The sequence below is a fragment of the Microbacterium sp. BH-3-3-3 genome (assembly GCF_007679045.1).
Lineage (GTDB): Bacteria > Actinomycetota > Actinomycetes > Actinomycetales > Microbacteriaceae > Microbacterium > Microbacterium algihabitans.
Genome location: NZ_VEFS01000001.1, coordinates 20,088 through 37,392 on the forward strand (window position 1 = coordinate 20,088; position 17,305 = coordinate 37,392).

Annotated in this window: 22 protein-coding genes; 10 read left to right on the forward strand and 12 right to left on the reverse strand. The window is 71.5% G+C overall.

Features of this window, described 5'->3' with window-relative positions; all coding sequences use genetic code 11:
• Window position 1: 1 nt before the first annotated feature.
• The 3 genes from FS769_RS00095 to FS769_RS00105 form a co-directional block, all read right to left on the reverse strand.
• Entirely contained in the window at window positions 2-1,432 is a 1,431-nt protein-coding gene (locus FS769_RS00095) for a ferredoxin reductase family protein (protein WP_144827767.1), read from the reverse strand.
• A 116-nt stretch (window positions 1,433-1,548) separates the two neighbouring features.
• Window positions 1,549-1,923 carry a VOC family protein gene (locus FS769_RS00100; RefSeq protein WP_144827770.1) on the reverse strand — a complete coding sequence of 125 codons (375 nt, stop codon included), beginning with the start codon at window positions 1,921-1,923 and terminating at the stop codon, window positions 1,549-1,551.
• A 93-nt stretch (window positions 1,924-2,016) separates the two neighbouring features.
• Window positions 2,017-2,712, reverse strand: a complete 696-nt coding sequence (locus FS769_RS00105) for a YafY family protein (protein WP_144827773.1) — start codon at window positions 2,710-2,712, stop codon at window positions 2,017-2,019.
• A gap of 89 nt (window positions 2,713-2,801) precedes the next feature.
• Between FS769_RS00105 and FS769_RS00110 the strand changes: the two genes are divergently transcribed.
• Genes FS769_RS00110 through FS769_RS00120 form a run of 3 tightly spaced genes read left to right on the forward strand, consistent with a single transcriptional unit; the run spans window position 2,802 to window position 5,444 of the window.
• A complete protein-coding gene (locus FS769_RS00110) occupies window positions 2,802-3,164 on the forward strand; it encodes a metalloregulator ArsR/SmtB family transcription factor (RefSeq protein WP_260979650.1) in 363 nt (120 codons plus the stop codon).
• Window positions 3,161-4,237 carry a cation diffusion facilitator family transporter gene (locus FS769_RS00115; RefSeq protein ID WP_144827776.1) on the forward strand — a complete coding sequence of 359 codons (1,077 nt, stop codon included), beginning with the start codon at window positions 3,161-3,163 and terminating at the stop codon, window positions 4,235-4,237. The genes FS769_RS00110 and FS769_RS00115 overlap by 4 nt, the downstream gene beginning before the upstream one ends.
• Entirely contained in the window at window positions 4,221-5,444 is a 1,224-nt protein-coding gene (locus FS769_RS00120; RefSeq protein WP_144827779.1) for an MFS transporter, read from the forward strand. Before FS769_RS00115 ends, FS769_RS00120 begins: the two co-directional genes overlap by 17 nt.
• Window positions 5,445-5,517: 73 nt before the next feature.
• Here the strand turns inward: FS769_RS00120 and FS769_RS00125 are convergent, their stop codons facing one another.
• Window positions 5,518-6,345 (reverse strand): SDR family NAD(P)-dependent oxidoreductase, encoded by an 828-nt coding sequence (locus FS769_RS00125; protein WP_144827781.1) that lies wholly within the window; start codon window positions 6,343-6,345, stop codon window positions 5,518-5,520.
• Window positions 6,346-6,534: 189 nt separating this feature from the next.
• Between FS769_RS00125 and msrB the strand changes: the two genes are divergently transcribed.
• Complete coding sequence (gene msrB, locus FS769_RS00130) at window positions 6,535-6,993, forward strand: peptide-methionine (R)-S-oxide reductase MsrB (RefSeq protein ID WP_144781908.1); 459 nt, start codon at window positions 6,535-6,537, stop codon at window positions 6,991-6,993.
• A gap of 53 nt (window positions 6,994-7,046) precedes the next feature.
• Window positions 7,047-7,601: a peptide-methionine (S)-S-oxide reductase MsrA gene (gene msrA / locus FS769_RS00135; RefSeq protein ID WP_144784491.1), complete on the forward strand. Its 555-nt coding sequence runs from the start codon at window positions 7,047-7,049 to the stop codon at window positions 7,599-7,601.
• A 46-nt stretch (window positions 7,602-7,647) separates the two neighbouring features.
• Here the strand turns inward: msrA and FS769_RS00140 are convergent, their stop codons facing one another.
• From FS769_RS00140 to FS769_RS00150, 3 genes are read right to left on the reverse strand one after another with little or no spacing between them, the layout of a single operon-like run.
• On the reverse strand, window positions 7,648-8,175 hold the full coding sequence (locus FS769_RS00140) for a GNAT family N-acetyltransferase (protein ID WP_260979651.1): 528 nt from the start codon (window positions 8,173-8,175) through the stop codon (window positions 7,648-7,650).
• Window positions 8,142-9,437 carry an FAD-dependent oxidoreductase gene (locus FS769_RS00145; RefSeq protein ID WP_144827784.1) on the reverse strand — a complete coding sequence of 432 codons (1,296 nt, stop codon included), beginning with the start codon at window positions 9,435-9,437 and terminating at the stop codon, window positions 8,142-8,144. Before FS769_RS00145 ends, FS769_RS00140 begins: the two co-directional genes overlap by 34 nt.
• Window positions 9,434-9,841, reverse strand: coding sequence for an arsenate reductase ArsC (locus tag FS769_RS00150; RefSeq protein WP_144827787.1), 408 nt, complete (start codon window positions 9,839-9,841; stop codon window positions 9,434-9,436). The genes FS769_RS00145 and FS769_RS00150 overlap by 4 nt, the downstream gene beginning before the upstream one ends.
• Window positions 9,842-9,941: 100 nt before the next feature.
• Between FS769_RS00150 and FS769_RS00155 the strand changes: the two genes are divergently transcribed.
• Both FS769_RS00155 and FS769_RS00160 read left to right on the forward strand, forming a co-directional pair.
• On the forward strand, window positions 9,942-10,292 hold the full coding sequence (locus FS769_RS00155) for a helix-turn-helix transcriptional regulator (RefSeq protein ID WP_144784495.1): 351 nt from the start codon (window positions 9,942-9,944) through the stop codon (window positions 10,290-10,292).
• 49 nt (window positions 10,293-10,341) lie between these two features.
• On the forward strand, window positions 10,342-11,577 hold the full coding sequence (locus FS769_RS00160; RefSeq protein WP_144827790.1) for an NAD(P)/FAD-dependent oxidoreductase: 1,236 nt from the start codon (window positions 10,342-10,344) through the stop codon (window positions 11,575-11,577).
• Between the two features lie 155 nt (window positions 11,578-11,732).
• Here FS769_RS00160 and FS769_RS00165 read toward each other — a convergent pair whose 3' ends face one another.
• From FS769_RS00165 to FS769_RS00175, 3 genes are read right to left on the reverse strand one after another with little or no spacing between them, the layout of a single operon-like run.
• Entirely contained in the window at window positions 11,733-12,233 is a 501-nt protein-coding gene (locus FS769_RS00165) for a GNAT family N-acetyltransferase (protein ID WP_144827793.1), read from the reverse strand.
• The gene (locus FS769_RS00170) at window positions 12,230-13,183 is read right to left on the reverse strand and encodes a dipeptidase (protein WP_144827796.1); all 954 of its coding nucleotides are present in this window, start codon (window positions 13,181-13,183) and stop codon (window positions 12,230-12,232) included. The genes FS769_RS00165 and FS769_RS00170 overlap by 4 nt, the downstream gene beginning before the upstream one ends.
• Window position 13,184: 1 nt before the next feature.
• Entirely contained in the window at window positions 13,185-13,922 is a 738-nt protein-coding gene (locus tag FS769_RS00175) for a sulfurtransferase (protein ID WP_144827799.1), read from the reverse strand.
• A gap of 116 nt (window positions 13,923-14,038) precedes the next feature.
• Here FS769_RS00175 and FS769_RS00180 point away from each other — a divergent pair, with 116 nt between their 5' ends.
• The 3 genes from FS769_RS00180 to FS769_RS00190 are packed head-to-tail and all read left to right on the forward strand — an operon-like array spanning window position 14,039 to window position 16,237.
• Window positions 14,039-14,806, forward strand: a complete 768-nt coding sequence (locus tag FS769_RS00180) for a glycosyltransferase family A protein (protein ID WP_144827802.1) — start codon at window positions 14,039-14,041, stop codon at window positions 14,804-14,806.
• Complete coding sequence (locus FS769_RS00185) at window positions 14,803-15,636, forward strand: endonuclease/exonuclease/phosphatase family protein (protein ID WP_144827805.1); 834 nt, start codon at window positions 14,803-14,805, stop codon at window positions 15,634-15,636. Before FS769_RS00180 ends, FS769_RS00185 begins: the two co-directional genes overlap by 4 nt.
• Before the next feature lie 25 nt (window positions 15,637-15,661).
• Entirely contained in the window at window positions 15,662-16,237 is a 576-nt protein-coding gene (locus FS769_RS00190) for a hypothetical protein (protein WP_260979652.1), read from the forward strand.
• 175 nt (window positions 16,238-16,412) lie between these two features.
• Here the strand turns inward: FS769_RS00190 and FS769_RS00195 are convergent, their stop codons facing one another.
• Window positions 16,413-16,667 (reverse strand): hypothetical protein, encoded by a 255-nt coding sequence (locus FS769_RS00195; protein ID WP_144827811.1) that lies wholly within the window; start codon window positions 16,665-16,667, stop codon window positions 16,413-16,415.
• A gap of 80 nt (window positions 16,668-16,747) precedes the next feature.
• A complete protein-coding gene (locus tag FS769_RS00200; RefSeq protein ID WP_186325364.1) occupies window positions 16,748-17,242 on the reverse strand; it encodes a VanZ family protein in 495 nt (164 codons plus the stop codon).
• Window positions 17,243-17,305: the final 63 nt, after the last annotated feature.

Below are 17,305 nucleotides of genomic sequence, written 5' to 3' on the forward strand. Positions count from 1 at the left end.
CTCAGACGGTGAAGGCTTCGAGGTGGACGCGCTCGGCGGGAACGCCGGCGCGGCGAAGGTCGGCGCGCACGGCATCCATCCACGGCTGGGGGCCGCAGAGGAACACGTCGGTGTCGGCGGGTCGTGGCGAGACGTAGCGGATGAGGTCGGCCCCCGCCCACTGCGCGTGAGAGGTCGGCAGCCACGACGAGGTGGTCGGTGCGCGACGGCCGGGCAGCGGCGCGTGACGCAGGCCGCGCTCCCGCACGAGGCGGTCGATCGCGTCGGCGCGCAGGGCGTCGGCGGCGGTGTGGTCGCGCACGATGAGCGTCGCCTCGCCCGGGGCCCAGTCGGCCTCTTCGAGCATCGCGACCAGCGGCGCGACACCCGCACCGGCGCCGATCATGAGCAGGTGTCCGCCGCGGCGCTCGTCGGCGGTCATCGTGCCGTACGGGCCCTCGATGAGCACGCGCGTACCGGGGCGGAGTGCGGCGAGGCGCTGCGTGCCGTCGCCGACGAAACGGGCCGAGATGACGAGCTCGCCGTCGGCCGGGTCGGTGGCGAGCGAGAAGGGGTGCCCGCGCGTCCAGCCCGCCCCATCGAGGAAGCGCCAGATGAAGAACTGTCCGCCGCGGGCCTTCAGCGCGTCGATCCGGCGCCCGGTCATGCGCACCGAGACGCCGCTCTGGCCGTCGCGTTCGACGGCGCTGACCCGGATGCCGTGGCGCAACGACTTCGTCAGCGGAAGCCCGAGGCGGAAGACGACGACCGTCGCCACGGTCACACCCCACATCGCCCACCAGTACACGGTGGCGGCGGGAGAGACGGTGAAGTCGGCGCCCGTCCACAGCATGTGCGGAATGGCGAGACCGACGCCGAGGTAGCCGTACAGGTGCAGCAGGTGCCACGACTCGTACCGCAGGCGCTTGCGAGCCTTGCGCACCGAGGTGACCACGACCAGCAGCAACAGGGCGGTGCCCGCGGTCGCCAACAGCATGCCCGGGTAGTCCCACACGAACTGCCACGCCTGCACCACGGGGTTGATGCCCGCCTGCACCGCGTAGCCGAGGATCTGCAGCCCGATGTGCGCCGCGAACAGCGCGAACGACCAGAATCCGACGATGCGGTGCATGCGGGTGATGCCGTCGCGGCCGAACCCCCGCTCGAACAGCGGCACGCGCGCCATCAGCAGCACCTGGTAGAAGAGCAGGTTCGCGGATGCCAGGCCCGCGGCGCGACCGAGGGAGTTCAGCGAGTCGGCTCCCCCGGCCAGCAGCGACTGCACTTCGCCGCCCGCGACCCACACGGCCACGACGACGAGGCTCGTCGCCCAGATGACGACGATCGCGGCGAGGTTCCACAGCGGACGGGTGTCCGGCCTTCTCCGCGAGACCTGGCGAGCGCGGCGCACGGCGGCGGCGGGCGGGGCGGCGAGGGCGGGTGCTGCGGTCATGCGCTCAGCGTGCCCGCGCGCTCCCCAGACGGCTCCAAGAATGGGGCGCCCGGGGGTGATGCATAGGGAACACGTAGATTGCGGCTTCGCTCGTTCAAAGAGCGGGCGCCGAGGCGTTACCTCGCGGCGGGCGGGCTGAACAGGTTGACGACGTTGCCGTCGGGGTCGCGGACCAGTGCGGATCGATTGCCCCACGGCATCGTGGTCGGTTCGAGGACGACGTCCTGTCGGGGCGTCTGGAGCACGGCGAACGCGGCGTCGACATCGTCGACCTCGAACTCGATGAACACCGATCGGTTGGCCGCGGGAACGAGAGCCCCGTTCAGCATCGCGACGGTGTCCGTGCTCGCGATCGCGAGGGTCGCGCCGGGACCGCGGAACTGGGCGAAGACGGGAGCGGGCCGTTCGGCCTGCTGGCCGGTGACGCGCTCGTAGAAGGCGACGAGGGCGTCGAGGTCAGCGGTCACGATGCGGATGGAGGCGAACGGCATGGGTTTCCTTCGGTGATGTCGACGGGATGAGAACCCCAGCCTCCCCCGGCATCGCGACACCGTCCTGTCGGTGTTTCGCGAAGTCCCGTGAGATCAGTCCTCGACGACCGACCGCAACCGTCCGTACGGGATCGCGAGGTCGGCGGCACGCAGAGCCCGCTGCGGGGGGCGCTCCTCGGTCACCTCGATCGACAGCATCCGGTCTCCCCGGAACGCCCGCACCCCGTCGCGCAGACGGCACCATGCGAGGAGGTACCACTGCCCGTCTTTGCCGATCGACCCCAGTGGTTCGACGTCGCGGCTCGACTCGGCACCCTCGGCGTCTTGATAGCGGATGCGCACGACGCGATCCGCGCGCAGGGCTGCGGCGAACTCGGCAGGCACGACGGCCTCGTCCTCGCTCTCGAGGACGTGCACGCGGGAGGCGAGCGCCCGGGCACGCGCGGCTTCCCCCTCCGGCATGACCGCCAGCATCTTGCGGGCCGCCGTGCGTGCGGACTGCCGGAACGGGCTGCGCCCAAGGGTTCCGAGCCCGATCAGCACCGCGAGCGCCTCGTCGAGGGTGAACCCCGCCGGCCCCAGCGTCGCGGACGCATCGATGACGTACCCGCCGGAGCGGCCGGGCTCCGCCCAGATCGGCACGCCCGCCTCCTGCAACGCCGACAGGTCCCTCTCGATGGTGCGCACCGACACCTCGAACCGCTCCGCCAGACGACGCGCACTGCGCGGTCGCGGCGAGACGGCCCGCAATTCCTCCACCAGGCCGTAGAGACGATCGGTGCGGTTCACGTCCCCATCATCCGGCACGTCTTCACGCGGATCCCTCCGGGCACGTCTCCTGGGTCCTCTCGCCGCGGCATCCGGGCTACTATTTTCGTGTGCACGTAGATAAGCAGATAAGCGGGCTCGGCCCGGATTCCGAGTACGTCGAGCTCGCCGTCGAGGTGTTCGCGATGCTCGCGGACGCCACCCGGGTGAAGATCATCCTCGCGCTGCGCAACGAGGGCGAAGCGAGCGTGAACCACCTCGCCGAGATGGTCGACAAGAGTGCGGCCGGGGTGTCGCAGCATCTCGCGAAGCTGCGCATGGCGCGAATGGTGTCGACCCGACGTGACGGCACGACGGTGTTCTACCGCTTGACCGACGAGCACGCGTCGGAACTCGTGATGGATGCCGTGAAGCAGGCCGAACACGTGCTGGGGCACCCGTCGCACCACACCGCGACGGAGGCCCTGTCATGACCGGGAACGTGCACCCGCACACGCACGGTCACGAGGACGGACACGCGCACGACCACGACCACGACCACGACCACGACCATCATCAGGACCATCATCACGACCACGCGCACGCGCACCCGCACGGAGGCGTGAAGGGCTTCCTGTACGACCTGTTCGTGCCGCACACCCACGACTCCGCCGACTCGATCGACGACGCGATGGAGGCCAGCACCGCCGGCATCCGGGCGCTGAAGATCAGTCTGCTGATCCTGCTGGCCACGACCGTTCTCCAGGCGATCGTCGTGGGTTTCACCGGGTCGGTCGCGCTGCTGGCCGACACGATCCACAACTTCGCCGACGCGCTCACCGCCGTGCCCCTGTGGATCGCGTTCGTTCTCGGCCGCCGGGTCGCCGATCGCCGCCACACCTACGGGTTCGGCCGCGCGGAAGACCTGGCCGGCATGTTCATCGTGTTCGTCGTCGCCCTCTCCGCCGTCGTGGCGGGGTGGCAGGCGATCGACCGGTTCGTGAATCCCCGCCCCATCGATTTCCCGTGGTTGCTCATCGCGGCCGGTCTGATCGGGTTCGCCGGCAACGAAGCGGTCGCAATCTACCGCATCCGCGTCGGGCGCAAGATTGGCTCCGCGGCGCTCGTGGCCGACGGCGTGCACGCTCGACTCGACGGATTCACGTCGCTGTCGGTCGTCCTGGGCGCGATCGGCGTGCTGCTCGGCTTCCCCCTCGCCGACCCCCTCATCGGCCTGTTGATCTCCGCGTCGATCATGGTCCTGCTCTGGGGCACGGTGAAGTCGATCGGTGCCCGCCTGATGGATGCCATCGACCCCGCCCTCGTGAACACCGCGGAGCACGCACTCGCCCGCACCGCGGGCGTCGAGGCGATCCGCGATCTGCGGCTGCGGTGGGTCGGACATCGCTTGACCGGCTCGGCCACCGTCGAGGTCGATACGACCGATCTGCACGCCGCCGAACACGTGGCCGCGCGCGCGGCCGCGGCCGTGCGCGCAGCCATCGGCAATGTCGACGTCTTCACCGTCACCCCCGCCTCCTCTGTCGCTCATGTCGCGCCGCACTGACTCCCGCGCCCCCCGCGATCCGCGGCTCGACCCCCGGCCCCGGCTGGGGCCGCTGTATCTCGCCGGCTTCACCACGGCGTTCGGAGCTCACGGCGTCGCCGCGGCGCTGGGAACCGAATCCGAGAACATCGGGCTCACCCTGTGGGGGCTCGGGCTCATCCTGGCGCTCTACGACATCGCCGAGGTCGTTCTGAAGCCCGTCTTCGGCGCCCTCAGCGACCGCATCGGCACCAAGCCGGTGATCGTCGGCGGACTCCTCGTGTTCGCCGCCGCCTCGGCGCTGGGGGTCTTCGCGGCCAGCCCTGCTCTGCTCGCCCTCGCGCGCCTCGCGCAGGGCGGCGCGGCTGCGGCCTTCTCCCCCGCGTCGTCGTCGGCCGTCGCTCGGATGGTCGGCCCCGGGCAAGCGGGTCGGTACTTCGGCAAGTACGGCTCGTGGAAGAGCCTCGGCTACGCCGGCGGGCCGCTCATTGGCGGAGCGCTCATCCTCTGGCTGGGGTTGCCGGCGCTCTTCGTCGTGCTCGCCGTGCTCGCCGCCGTCGCCGCGATCGCCACCGCGTGGCGCGTGCCCGCTCTCCCCGTGCTCCCCAAGCAGCGGGTCACCGTCGTCGAGCTGTTCCGACAGTCCACCGCACCGGCGTTCCTCGGACCGGTCACCCTCCTCGCCGTCGCCACCTCCACCCTCGGCATCGCGGTCGGGTTCTTCCCCCTCATCGGAGCCCAGCTGGGCCTGAACCCCATCGTGGGGATGGGCCTCGTCAGCGTCATCGCGGTCATCTCCGCCGCCGTCCAGCCGCGCATCGGTCGGCTGCACGACGAAGCCGCTCACCGGGCCGGTCCGCTGATGGCGGCAGGCTCCGTGGCACTGGTGTTGTCGCTCGTGCTCGCGGGGGCGATCCCGGCCCTTCCCATTCTGATCGTCGCGGCGGTACTCGTCGGAGCAGGGGTCGGCATCGTCACGCCCCTGGGCTTCGCCCGCCTGGCCGCCACCACCCCGCCCGATCGGATGGGCCGGACGATGGGCAGCGCCGAACTCGGGAGGGAGATCGGAGACGCCGGCGGCCCGATCCTCGTCGGCGCGGTCGCGGCCGCAGCGAGTCTTCCGCTCGCCCTCGTCGTCGTGTCGATCGCGACAGCGGCCTCGGCCGCGCTGGGGGCGACCTGGGCGGGACGAGGCACACCGGCCGCGGCCGAGGACGACCGAGGGTGACGCACCCGGGGGCGAGACCGGTCGCCTCGCCCCGGGTCGCGGGGTCGGGGCGGGAAACCGCCCGAGCCGCCGCTCAGTCGTCGAGACCGACCAGCGCTGCGCTCCGCTCCCACAGCACCTTCGCCACGGCCGGGTCGTCGGCGATGCGGTTGGTCTTCGCGGGCTTGTTGCTGGAGTAAAAACCGCCGCGCTCCCAGTCGACGCCGGGCTTCCCGAGCGCGAGCCAGGTCAGACGTGCGCCGCCCACGGCGGTCGAGGTCATGAGGCTCTTGGCGAGCGGGCCGCCGTAGAGGAACTTCCAGGGGCCGTCGCTCGACGATCCGAAGTTCGAGGCGATCACGCCCGGGTGGAACGCCACGGCCGACACCCCCTGGTCGCCGAAGCGCCGGTTGAGCTCCTTCGTGAACAGCACGTTCGCGAGCTTCGCGTTGCCGTAGGCCGCGGTGGAGGAGTAGCGCCGCTCGCCCTGCAGGTCGTTCAGGTCGAAACGCGGGAACAGCTTGGCCGCGGCGCTCGAGGTCTGGATGACCGAGGCGTCCGACTCGATGAGGCGCTCGCGCAGCAGGTTGGTGAGCAGGAACGGCGCGAGGTGGTTCACCTGGAACGTCGTCTCGTAGCCGTCCTTCGTCAGCGTGCGCTCGCCGAAGACGCCGCCGGCGTTGTTGGCGAGCACGTCGATGCGCGGGTATTTCTCGAGGAGGGATGCCGCGAGCTCCCGCACCTGCGCCAGGTCGCTGAAGTCGGCGACGAACGAGTCCACCCCCAGCGAGCGCGCGACGCGGGCGGTCTTGTCGGGGTTGCGGCCCACCACGACCACCTCTTCGCCCACCTGGGTGAGCTGCTTCGCCGATGCGGCGCCGATGCCGTCGCTGGCTCCGGTGATGACGATGGTGCGGGTCATGCGAACCTCCTGGGTCGAAGAGCGCCACGCTACTGCGGGCTCCGATGTGAACGTCAGGGCTTGCCCGTGGCATCCGGTCCCGAAAAGAACTCACAGCCCGCTCCCAGCCCCACGGGACCAAATCCGGCCGCCCCCGCGTTCTCCTCACTGACGCCCGACACAGGGCGACATGACGAAGGGATACGCACCGTGAGCACGGAGTACCGGAAGACGTCGGAGGCGCTCAGCCGCCTCACCGACCGCCAGTTCGCCGTCACGCAGGACGACGCCACCGAACCGCCGTTCCGCAACGAGTACTGGGACAACCACGAGGACGGCATCTACGTCGATGTCGTGTCGGGACAGCCGCTGTTCTCCTCGACCGACAAGTTCGAGAGCGGATCGGGCTGGCCGAGCTTCACCAAGCCCATCGACGACGCCGCCGTCGTGAACAAGACCGACCGCTCGCTGTGGATGACGCGCACCGAAGTGCGCTCGGCCGGAGCCGACAGCCACCTCGGACACCTGTTCGACGACGGCCCGCGCGACGCCGGCGGGCTGAGATACTGCATGAACTCGGCGGCGATGCGCTTCGTGCCCGTCAGCGAGCTCGAGGCCCAGGGGTACGGCGCGTACCTCCCCCTGTTCCGCGAAAGCCGAGCCTCATGAACCTCTTCTCTTTCCTCACCCGCAGCAGCGTCAACCGCAGAAGGAGCACCACCATGACCAGCGGATCCACCGACACCGGCGAGATCACCCGTCGCCCCGGCACCGAGACCGCCGTCCTCGCGGGCGGATGCTTCTGGGGCGTCGAAGACCTCATCCGCCGTCAGCCCGGCGTGCTCGACACGCGCGTCGGCTACACCGGCGGTCAGAACGACCACGCGACGTACCGCAACCACCCCGGTCACGCGGAGGCCGTCGAGATCGTCTTCGACCCCACGCAGACGTCGTACCGCGACATCCTGGCGTTCTTCTTCCAGATCCACGACCCGTCGACCCTGAACCGTCAAGGCAACGACATCGGCACGAGCTACCGCTCGGCGATCTTCCCCCTTTCGCCCGAGCAGGAGAAGGTCGCGCGCGACACGATCGCCGACGTCGACGCGTCGGGCATCTGGCCCGCGAAGGTCGTCACCACGATCGAGCCCGAGGCGCCCTTCTGGGAGGCCGAGCCCGAGCACCAGGACTACCTGATCCGCATCCCCAACGGCTACACGTGCCACTTCGTGCGTCCCGGTTGGGTGCTGCCCAAGCGCGAGCAAGCCTCCGCGTAAGCGTTAGGAGGGCCCGGATGCCATGGCATCCGGGCCCTTCGTCATGTCAGGCGACAGTGGGACTGCGTCTCTCGATCAGCACGGTGTCGCGCCAGATGCCGGCGACGTCGCGGGCGATGCGTTCGCGCACGCCGACGGTGCGGAATCCATGGTGCGCGTGCAGGGCGAGCGAGGCGTGGTTGTCGGCGAAGATCGACGACTGGATCGTCCAGACACCAGCGGCCTCCGTCGAGGCGATGAGGGCGTCGAGCAGCAGGTGACCGATCCCCCGGCCGCGGGCGTCGGCCTCGACGTAGACCGAGTGCTCCACGACTCCGCGGTAGACGGGGCGCGACGACACGGCGGCGACGGCCGCCCAACCTATGACCCGGTCGTCGCTCACGGCGACGAGCCGATGCGCGGCCAGCTTCGCCCCATCGAACTCCTCCCATGTCGCCGGGGGCGCCGTCTCGAAAGTCGCGTGACCGGTCGCGATGCCCTCCGCGTAGATGCGGTACACCTCCGGCCAGTCGGCCGCGGCGAGCGGGCGCAGCGACACGCTCACGCGCAGCAGGACCCCGCGTCGGTCGTGCACACGCCCGTCTCGGGCAGCACGAGATCGACCTGCCGTGCCCCCGCCCGGTCGCCGGCGAGTTCCGCCGCGATCGAGCGCACCTGCTCGTATCCGGTGAGCAGCAGGAACGTGGGCGCCCGCCCGTACGACTTCATGCCCGCGAGGTAGAAGTCGGGCTCGGGATGCGTCAGTTCGGCGACCCCGTGCGGCGGCACGGAGCCGCACGAGTGCAGGTTCGGGTCGATCAGCGGGGCGAGCGCCCGCGGTGCCTCGACGATCTCGTCGAGCCCCACGCGGATCTCGCGCAGCATCGTCAGGTCGGGACGGAATCCGGTGGCGTTGACGACCACGTCGACCTCGAGGGCGAACGTCTCACCCGCGCGGCGGCCGCTGACGCGCACGCCGTCGTCGCAGAGCCGCACGTCGTCGATCTCGAACGAGGCGATCTGCTCGACTGAACCATCGGCGACCAGGTCGTGGACCGCCGTGCCGAGGCGTCCGCGCGCGGCGAGGTCGTCGGCGGCGTCGGCGGCCAGACGCGCGGTGCCGTCGTTGCGCACCGCCCACGACACCCGCGTCGCCGGCTCGTCGCGCGCGAGGGCGGCGAGGGCGATCAGGGTGTTCGCCGCCGAGTGCCCCGCACCGACGACGAGCACGCGCCGACCGGCGAAGCGGTCGCGGTCGCGTCCGCGCACATCGGGGAGCGCCGTCGTCACGCGATCACCGAGGTCGTCGTGCGCGAGACCCGACGACAGCAGAGACCGCGGCGAGCTCGTGGTGCCGGAGGTGTCGATGACGGCGCGAGCCGTGGCATCCGCCACGCCCTCCTCCGTGTGCAGTCGCAGGACGAAGGGGGTGGCCGCCCGACCCACCGACCGCGTGCGGTCCATGCCCTGGCGGGCCACGGCCTCGACGCGCGTGCCGTACCGGATGACGGATGCCAGGGCGGCGGTGCGCGCGAGGGGTTCGAGGTAGCCGTCGACCAGCTCGTCTCCGGTGGGCAGGCCCTCGGCATCCGGAGCCGTCCACCCCTCGGCCTCGAGCAGGCGTCGCGCGGCGGCGTCGACGACGTAGCGCCACGGTGAGAAGAGACGGGTGTGCCCCCACGCGCGAACGGCCGCGCCGGCGGTGTCGCCCGCTTCGAAGACGACAACGGGCAGCCCGCGTTCGATGAGGTGCGCGGCGGCCGCCAGGCCGACGGGGCCGGCGCCGATGATCGCGATGGGCAGACCCGCGCGGCGATCGGCCACGGGACGCGGTGGGAAGGTGAGGGTCAGGCTCATGCGTCGATCCCGAGCTCGCGCAGCAGCGTGGTCACCCGCGACTTGATGTCGTCGCGGATCGGGCGCACCTCGTCGAGGCCTTTGCCCGCCGGGTCGGTCAGCTCCCAGTCTTCGTAGCGCTTGCCGGGGAAGATCGGGCACGCGTCTCCGCAGCCCATCGTGATGACCGCGTCAGAGGCACGCACATCGTCGGTGAGCAGCAGCTGCGGCACCTCGGCGCTGATGTCGATCCCCTCTTCGGCCATCGCGGCCACCGCCATGGGGTTGAGGGCGTCGCCGGGGGCGCTGCCGCCGGACAGCACGCGCACGCGGTCGCCGCCCAGGGTGCGGGCGTAGCCGGCGGCCATCTGCGAGCGGCCGGCGTTGTGCACGCAGACGAAGAGGATGGTGGCGGTGTCGGACATGGCGCTTCTTTCGGGTCGGGTCGAACGGGAACAGCATGACGCAACACATCGACGCTCGTCAATATTGACGTTCATCGATGTGAAGGCGATGATGGATGCCATGACCTCGACCATCGCCCTGCCCCTGCTCGACGCCCCCTGCTGCGTCTCGTCGGGCGACGCGGCGATGGCCCCGGCCGAAGCGGAGACGCTGGCGAAGACGCTCAAGGCGCTCGCCGATCCGGCGCGCCTGCGGATCGTGTCGATCATCGCCGCGCAAGACGCCGGCGCCACGTGCGCGTGCGACCTGCAGGAGCCTCTCGGCCTCTCGCAGCCCACGGTCTCGCATCACACGAAGGTGCTGGTGGATGCCGGCATCCTGACCCGCGAGAAGCGCGGCACCTGGGCGTACTTCTCGCTCGTGCCGGGCGCTCTCGACAGCGTCGCCGCGGCCATCGCGCCCCGTCGCTGACGCTCGCAACCCCCGCGTCCGCTCGCGTTCGCCTGCCTAGGCTCGCGGCATGAGCGAGTACGACGTCGTCGTGGTGGGAGCAGGGCTTGCCGGACTCCGCGCCGCGACCCGCCTGGCCGAGGCCGGGCGCGATGTCGTGGTGCTCGAGGCGAACGACGCGGTCGGCGGACGCGAGCGCACCGACATCGTCGACGGGTTCCGCCTCGACCTCGGCTTCCACGTGCTGAACCCGGCGTATCCGGCCGTGCGGCGCTGGGTCGACGTCGACGCCCTCGCGCTCCGGCGCTTTCCGGTCGCCGTCGGCGTGCGGCTCGACGACCGGGTCGCGCGGGTGGCGCATCCGCTGCGGCATCCGGGATCTCTTCCGACGACGTTGCGCTCGGGCCTGGTGCGGCCCGCCGACCTCGCGGCGCTGATCCGATGGGCCGCGCCGACGGTGCTCAACGCCCGGGCTGCCAAGAAGGGCCGCGACTTCTCGCTCGACGAGGGCTGGGACCGGGCGGGCCTGCGCGGCCCCCTCCGCGAGGCGGTGCTCGAGCCGTTCCTCGCCGGAGTGATCGCCGACGACCGACAGGAGACCTCCGACGCCTTCGTGCGCCTGCTCATCCGCAGTTTCGCGCTCGGGCGCCCGGGTGTCCCCGCCGCGGGGATCGGCGCCCTTCCCGCGCAGCTCGCCGACACCGCGCGGCGTGCGGGTGCCGGCATCCGCCTCTCGCACCGCGTCGTGTCGACCCGGCGGCGCGCGCACGGCTGGCACCTCGGGGTAGAGGGTCGGGATGCCGTGACCGCCCTCACCCTCGTGCTCGCGAGCGGCATCGACCACGCCCTCGACGCCCCGCACCCTCGCACGCGCGGGCTGCAGACGTGGTGGTTCGCCGCCGATGAGGCCCCCTCGGCCGATGCCGCCCTGCGCGTGGACGGACGCCGGCGCGGGCCGATCGTGAACACCGCGGTCATGACGAACACCGCCCCCACGTACGCCCCGCGCGGGCAGCACCTCATCCAGGCGACGTGCGTGCTGCCGTCCGACGCGACCGAGAACGACGTGCGGCGTCAGCTCGGTGAGGTGTGGGAGGCCGACACCCGGCCGTGGCGCCTGCTGCGGCGCGACGACATCGCCCACGCGCTCCCCATGCAGGATCCGCCGTTGCGCCTGCGCCGCCCCGTGCGGCTCGACGACGGCCGCTACCTCGCCGGCGACCACCGCGACACCGCGTCGATCCAGGGCGCACTGGTGTCGGGGCAGCGCGCCGCCGAGGCGGTGCTGGCCGACCTCGCGCGGTGAGCGGGCGGCGTCGCGACCCGTCTGAGACCGCGAGACGGCAACTCGCTGACAACCCCGTTGCAGCCTGACGCGGGTTCGTCAGCGAGATGCAGTCTCGGTGTCCGCGGCGCACGGTGCGCCCCGGCAATCCGCGGAGCCCGCACGCAGAGCCCGCGCTACCCCCGCGCCGCCAGCGCCGTCAGCGCCTCGCCCGTGACGCGGCGGGTCGTCCACTCCTCCATCGCCTCGGCGCCGAGCGCGCGGTAGAAGCCGATCGCGGGCTCGTTCCAGTCGAGCACCGTCCACTCCAGACGCGAGTAGCCCTTGTCGACGCACTCGGCGGCGAGCGCGGCCAGCAGGGCCACGCCGTAGCCGTTCGCACGGTACTGCTCGTGCACGTACAGGTCTTCGAGCCAGATGCCGTGGCGCCCGGTCCACGTCGAATAGGTGAGGAACCAGATCGCGATGGCCCGGATGCCGCCGTCGGGGCCCTCCACGACGAAGGCGAACGCGCGGGGGTCGTCGCCGAACAGCGTGGCGGTGAGCATCGCGGCGGTGTTGTCCACGGCATCCGGCTCGCGTTCGTAGTCGGCGAGCGCCTGGATGCACGCGAGGATGCCCTCTTCGTCGCCGGGGCGGGCGGGGCGCAGGACGGCGCCGTCTCTCAGGTCGGTCATGACAGGGGCTCCCAGCTCTCGGCCGCGACGCGGCGGAAGTTCCCGCCGAGCACCGCGGCGGCGTCGGTGTCGTTCCATCCTCGCGCCGCGAGCGCCGCTCCGATGCCGATGAAGGTCTCGGGCGGCATCCACTCCACGGGTCCCCACGCGGTGTAGCTGGAGTCGTAGAGCGCCGGGGTGTCGGCCAGGGCGATGCGGAACGTCTCCCAATCGAACGAGAAGTCGGTGCTGACCCCCACATGACGGATGCCGACGACCTCGACCGCGTATTCGATGTGGCGCACCATCGCCTCGAGGGTCGGGGTGTTCGGCCCGAGGAAGATGCCCACCCCGGTCACGCCCACCACTCCCCCGGTGTCGGCGACCGCGCGGGCTTGGTCGTCGGTGATGTTGCGGGGGTGATCCCACACGGCGCGCAGGTTCGAGTGGCTGAACACGACCGGCCGGGTCGACGCGGCGCACATGTCGAAGGTGGTGCGGGCGCCCACGTGCGAGCCATCGGGCACCATGCCGCGCGCGTTCATCTCGGCGACGAGGTCGCGGCCCCACGCGGTGAGTCCCTCGTCGACGGCGTCGAGGCATCCGCCGCCGGCGGCGTTGGCGTGGTTGTACACCGGTCCGAGGGTGCGCACGCCCTGCGTGACGAGCCGCGCGACGGCGTCGAGGTCGCCGCCGAGAGGGGCGATGTCTTCGAGGTCGAACACGACCGCGGTGTCTCCGGCCGCCGCGATCCGATCGACGTCGTCGACGGATGCCGCGAGCTCGAGCCCCTCGATTGACTCGACCTGGGCGCGGAAGGAACGGAGGACGGATGCCGCGACCTCGGGCCCATGCGGGGCGAAGCCGACGTTGAGCGAGACGAGCCCGCCCCCGGCCGGACGGTAACGGTGCAGTTCGCGGAGGTCGGCGGTCTCGACGAGCTCGGCGCACGCGTGCTGGTCCCAGAGCACGTCAGGCCCCGGCCCGTGCGGCGAGCTCCGCGTCGAGGGCCTCGCGCTCGTCGAACACGAACAGGTCGCCGTCCCAGTGCGCGCCGCCCTGCGCGGCGAACCACCCGAGGATCCCGCCCTCGAGCTGGTACGCCTCGACGCCCTCGTCGCGCAGATACAAAGCCGCCTTCTCGCAGCGGATGCCGCCGGTGCAGAAGCTCACCACGGTCTTGCCCTCGAGCTCGTCGCGGTGGGAGTCCGCGGCATCCGGAAACTGCGTGAACCTCTCGATGCGCCAATCCTTCGCGCCGGCGAAGGTGCCGTAGTCGACCTCGAAGGCGTTGCGCGTGTCGACGAGCACGACCTCGCGACCCGCGTCGTCGACGCCCGAATCGAGCCAGCGGCGCAGGGTGTCGGGGGTGACGGCGGGCGCTCGGCCGTCCTGCGGGCGCACCTCGGGCCGGTCCATGCGGATGATCTCGCGCTTGACCTTCACGAGCAGCTTGCCGAAGGGCACGGCATCCGACCAGCTCTCCTTGGTCTGCAGGGCGGCGAAACGCGCGTCGGCGCGCAGGGCGTCGACGAAGGTGCGCACCCCCGCGGGGTCGCCCGCGAGGAACAGGTTGATGCCCTCCTCCGCCAGCAGGATCGTCCCGCGCAGCCCCGCGGCCCCCGCCCGCTCGCGCAGGACGACCTGCAGGGCGGCCGGGTCGTCGATGCGCGCGAACAGGTACGCCGAGACGTTGAGGACGGATGCCATGACCTCCACGATACGAAAGCCGAGCGGTGTCAGCCGACGGCGCAGGCGTCAAGCCGGGAAACGCGGCGCGCGCATCGCCTAGCGTGAAAGCACTCGTCCCCGGGAGGACCCCCGCTGTGCCCACCCCCGCCGCACCCGCCTCGGCCACCGTCTCCGTCGTCATCCCCGTACGAAACGACGGCCCGCATCTTTGGTGTTGCCTACGCGCTCTCGCCGCGCAGACCCTCGCCCCCACCGAGATCGTCGTGGTCGACAACGACTCGAGCGATGACAGCGCCGCGATCGCCCGCGCCGCCGGGGCCCGCGTCGTCTTCTGCGGCGAGCGCGGCATCCCCGCCGCCGCGGCCGCCGGCTACGACGCCGCGCGCGGCGACCTGATCCTGCGACTCGACGCCGACAGTCTCCCCTCCCCGCAGTGGGTGCGGTCGATGGTCGACGCCCTCGCCGACCCCGAGACGGATGCCGTGACCGGCGGCGCCGTGTTCCACGACGGTCCTGCGCGGGGCCGTGTCGGCCTGGCGCGGGCCTTCCTCGGCACCTATGCCGCGTTCGCGACCCCCGCGCTCGGGCACGTTCCGCTGTGGGGCTCGAACATGGCGTTCCGCCGCAGCGCGTGGGAGGCGGTGCGCGGCGACGTGCACCTCGACCCCGAACTTCACGACGACCTCGATCTGGCGTACCACCTCGGCCGGGCCCACCGGATCCGCCGGGTGTCGGGCGAGCACATGCGCGTCTCGTCGCGCACGGTGGAGCCCGGCCGGTTCGTCCGGTGCTTCCGCCGCGGGGCGGGCACGGTGTTCGCGCACTGGCCGGGAGACGCGCCGCCCGTGCGCTGGTGGCGGCTCGCGCGCGAGCGCCGCGACGGGGCGGGGGCGCGGTCGTGACCGGCGTGCTGTTCGGCGAGGTCGACGCGCCCGACCTGCACGTGATGAGCTTCAACATCCGCCGACGGTTCGACCGCATCACCTGGCCGCCCGCCGACCGGTGGCCCCTGCGCAAGCAGCGCCTGCGCACCTTCCTCGAGGCCAACCGCCCGCACCTGCTCGGCACGCAGGAGGCGATGCCCGACCAGGCGCAGTGGGTGCAGTCCGCGCTCGGGTCGAACTACGGTCGCGTCGGGCTGGGCCGGGGTCCGCGCCTCGACGGCGAGGGCACTCCCCTGTTCTACGACCGCGACCGCCTCGAGGTCGAGAGCTGGGAGCAGGTCGCCCTCTCCGACACCCCGCACACCCCGGCATCCACCGGGTGGGGCAACACCATCCCGCGCATCGCCGTGATCGCCCAGATGCGCGACCGCGAGACCGATGCGCGCTTCACGTTCGTCAACACGCACTTCGACGCGTTCTCGCGCCGGGCCCGCCGTCGCTCGGCGACGTGGCTGCACGACCTCGTCGCCGCCCGCACCCGCCCGTTGCTGTTCACCGCCGATGTCAACGCCCACATCCGCTCGGCGGAGCTGTCCGACATGTTCGCCGACGGCCTGCTCGTCGACACGTGGTCGTACGCGCCGGCCCGCCGCACGGCGGAGTGGGGCACGTTCAACAACTACGCCAGCCCGCGCGTGGGCGCGCGCCGCATCGACGCCCTGCTCGCGACTCCCGACGTGGGAGTCCGCGCGGTCGGCATCGACCCGCGCCCGACCGGCACGCAGTGGCCCAGCGATCATCTGCCGGTGCAGGCGATCGTGCGCATCCATCCGGCGGCGACGCCGTGACGGGCGAATGCCGATGATCCGGGCGATGTACGCCAACCTCAAGCGGCCGCCGCGGTCGGTGGTCGAGTGGCTGGCCGATGTCGTGCGGGCCGTGGCGATCGTCGTCGTGATCGTCTCGCTGTTCACCCTGCCGTTCACCGACTTCGCCGTGCTGTCGATGTCGCTGCCGGCGGTGATGCTCTCGCGCATGATCGGCCTGCGTTCGGGACTCGATCTCGTCACGTGCGTCACCGTGTTCGTCGCCGCGGGAAGCAACGTCATCGACCTGTACCGCGCCTGGACCGGGTGGGACCTGATCGTCCACGCCGTCTGCACCGGTGTGCTTGCCGCCGTCGCCCTCGTTCTGCTCGACGACGCGCGCGTGATCGAGCCGACCGGCCGACGTCGCACGCCCATCGTCGTCGCCACGATGGCGGGCCTCGCCCTGAGCGCCGTGTGGGAGATGATCGAGTGGTTCGGCTACCGCTTCATCACCGACGCGATCTTCGTCACCTACGACGACACGATCGGCGACATGATCGCGGGAGGCGCGGGCGCGCTGCTGCTGGGCATCGTGGCATCCCGGTTCCGCCTGACGCGCGCTGATCGCGCGGCGCTGTAGGCGTCGCGGTCAGCGACCACGCGGCTCGCGCTGAGCTTTCTCTTTTCACCGCGAGACTGCATCTCGCTGACCAATTGGTTGCAGGGTGACGCCGATTTGTCAGCGAGATGCAGTCTCGCGGCCCAGAAGGCGACCGAGGCGGTTCAGCGAGCGCGCGACTCGGCGCCGGCGCGACTCACCGTCCCCGCGGCTCGCGCTCCGGCCCCGTCGTCGCCGCGATGACGGCACCGCCGACGACGAGCGCGACGGCGAGGAGCCCCACGAGACCCGGGAGGATGATCGTCGGGGCCTCGGGGGCCGCGCCGGGGTCGTCGATGAACGGGCCGATCTCATCGAGCCACGTGCCGTAGGCCGTACCCCACGCCAAGAGCAGCCCGATCATGAGCACGCCGATGCCCGCCGTCACGATCCCCCACACAGGTCCTCTCATGACGGCAGCCTCTCAGACGGTCGCCCCGATCCTCGGCATCCGGATGCCGTTTCGGCCGCCGTGCGAACGCGTGAATCCGTTCACGCGGAGACCGTCGCCCGCCGTCGACCCTCGATCCAGAGGATGACGAGCACCGCCCCCGCACCGAGCGCCGCACCGATCGTGTTCATGAGCCAGTCGTCGGTGTCGCACCGGCGACCGATGACGGGAGCGAGCGACTGAACGGTCTCTATGACCGCCGAGAGCGCCGACACCCCGGCGAAGACGAGCAGCGGATGCCGCGTCGCCACGCCGAAGAAGAGGGCGAGCGGAACCGTCATCGCGATGTTGGCCAGGGTGTCGATCCCCTGGAACGGCACGGAGAACTGCACCGTGCACCCGCCCGGCGCGGGCTCGCTCTCGGGCACCAGGGTGAGGGCGAGCACGGCGACGAGCGACAGCCCGGCCAGAACGAACAGCACGGAGCGGAGTCCGAGGCGGTGCAGCAACGACGCCACGACGGCCGCCGCGACGACGGCGACCCAGAACAGCACAGGAACGGCACGCGAGTACTCGACGAGGAGGGTCGCGATCACGCGGAGCTCCCTCATCTCTCTGGCGACGTGCGGGACGTCACGCCGGTGTGGTGGCGTTCGTCG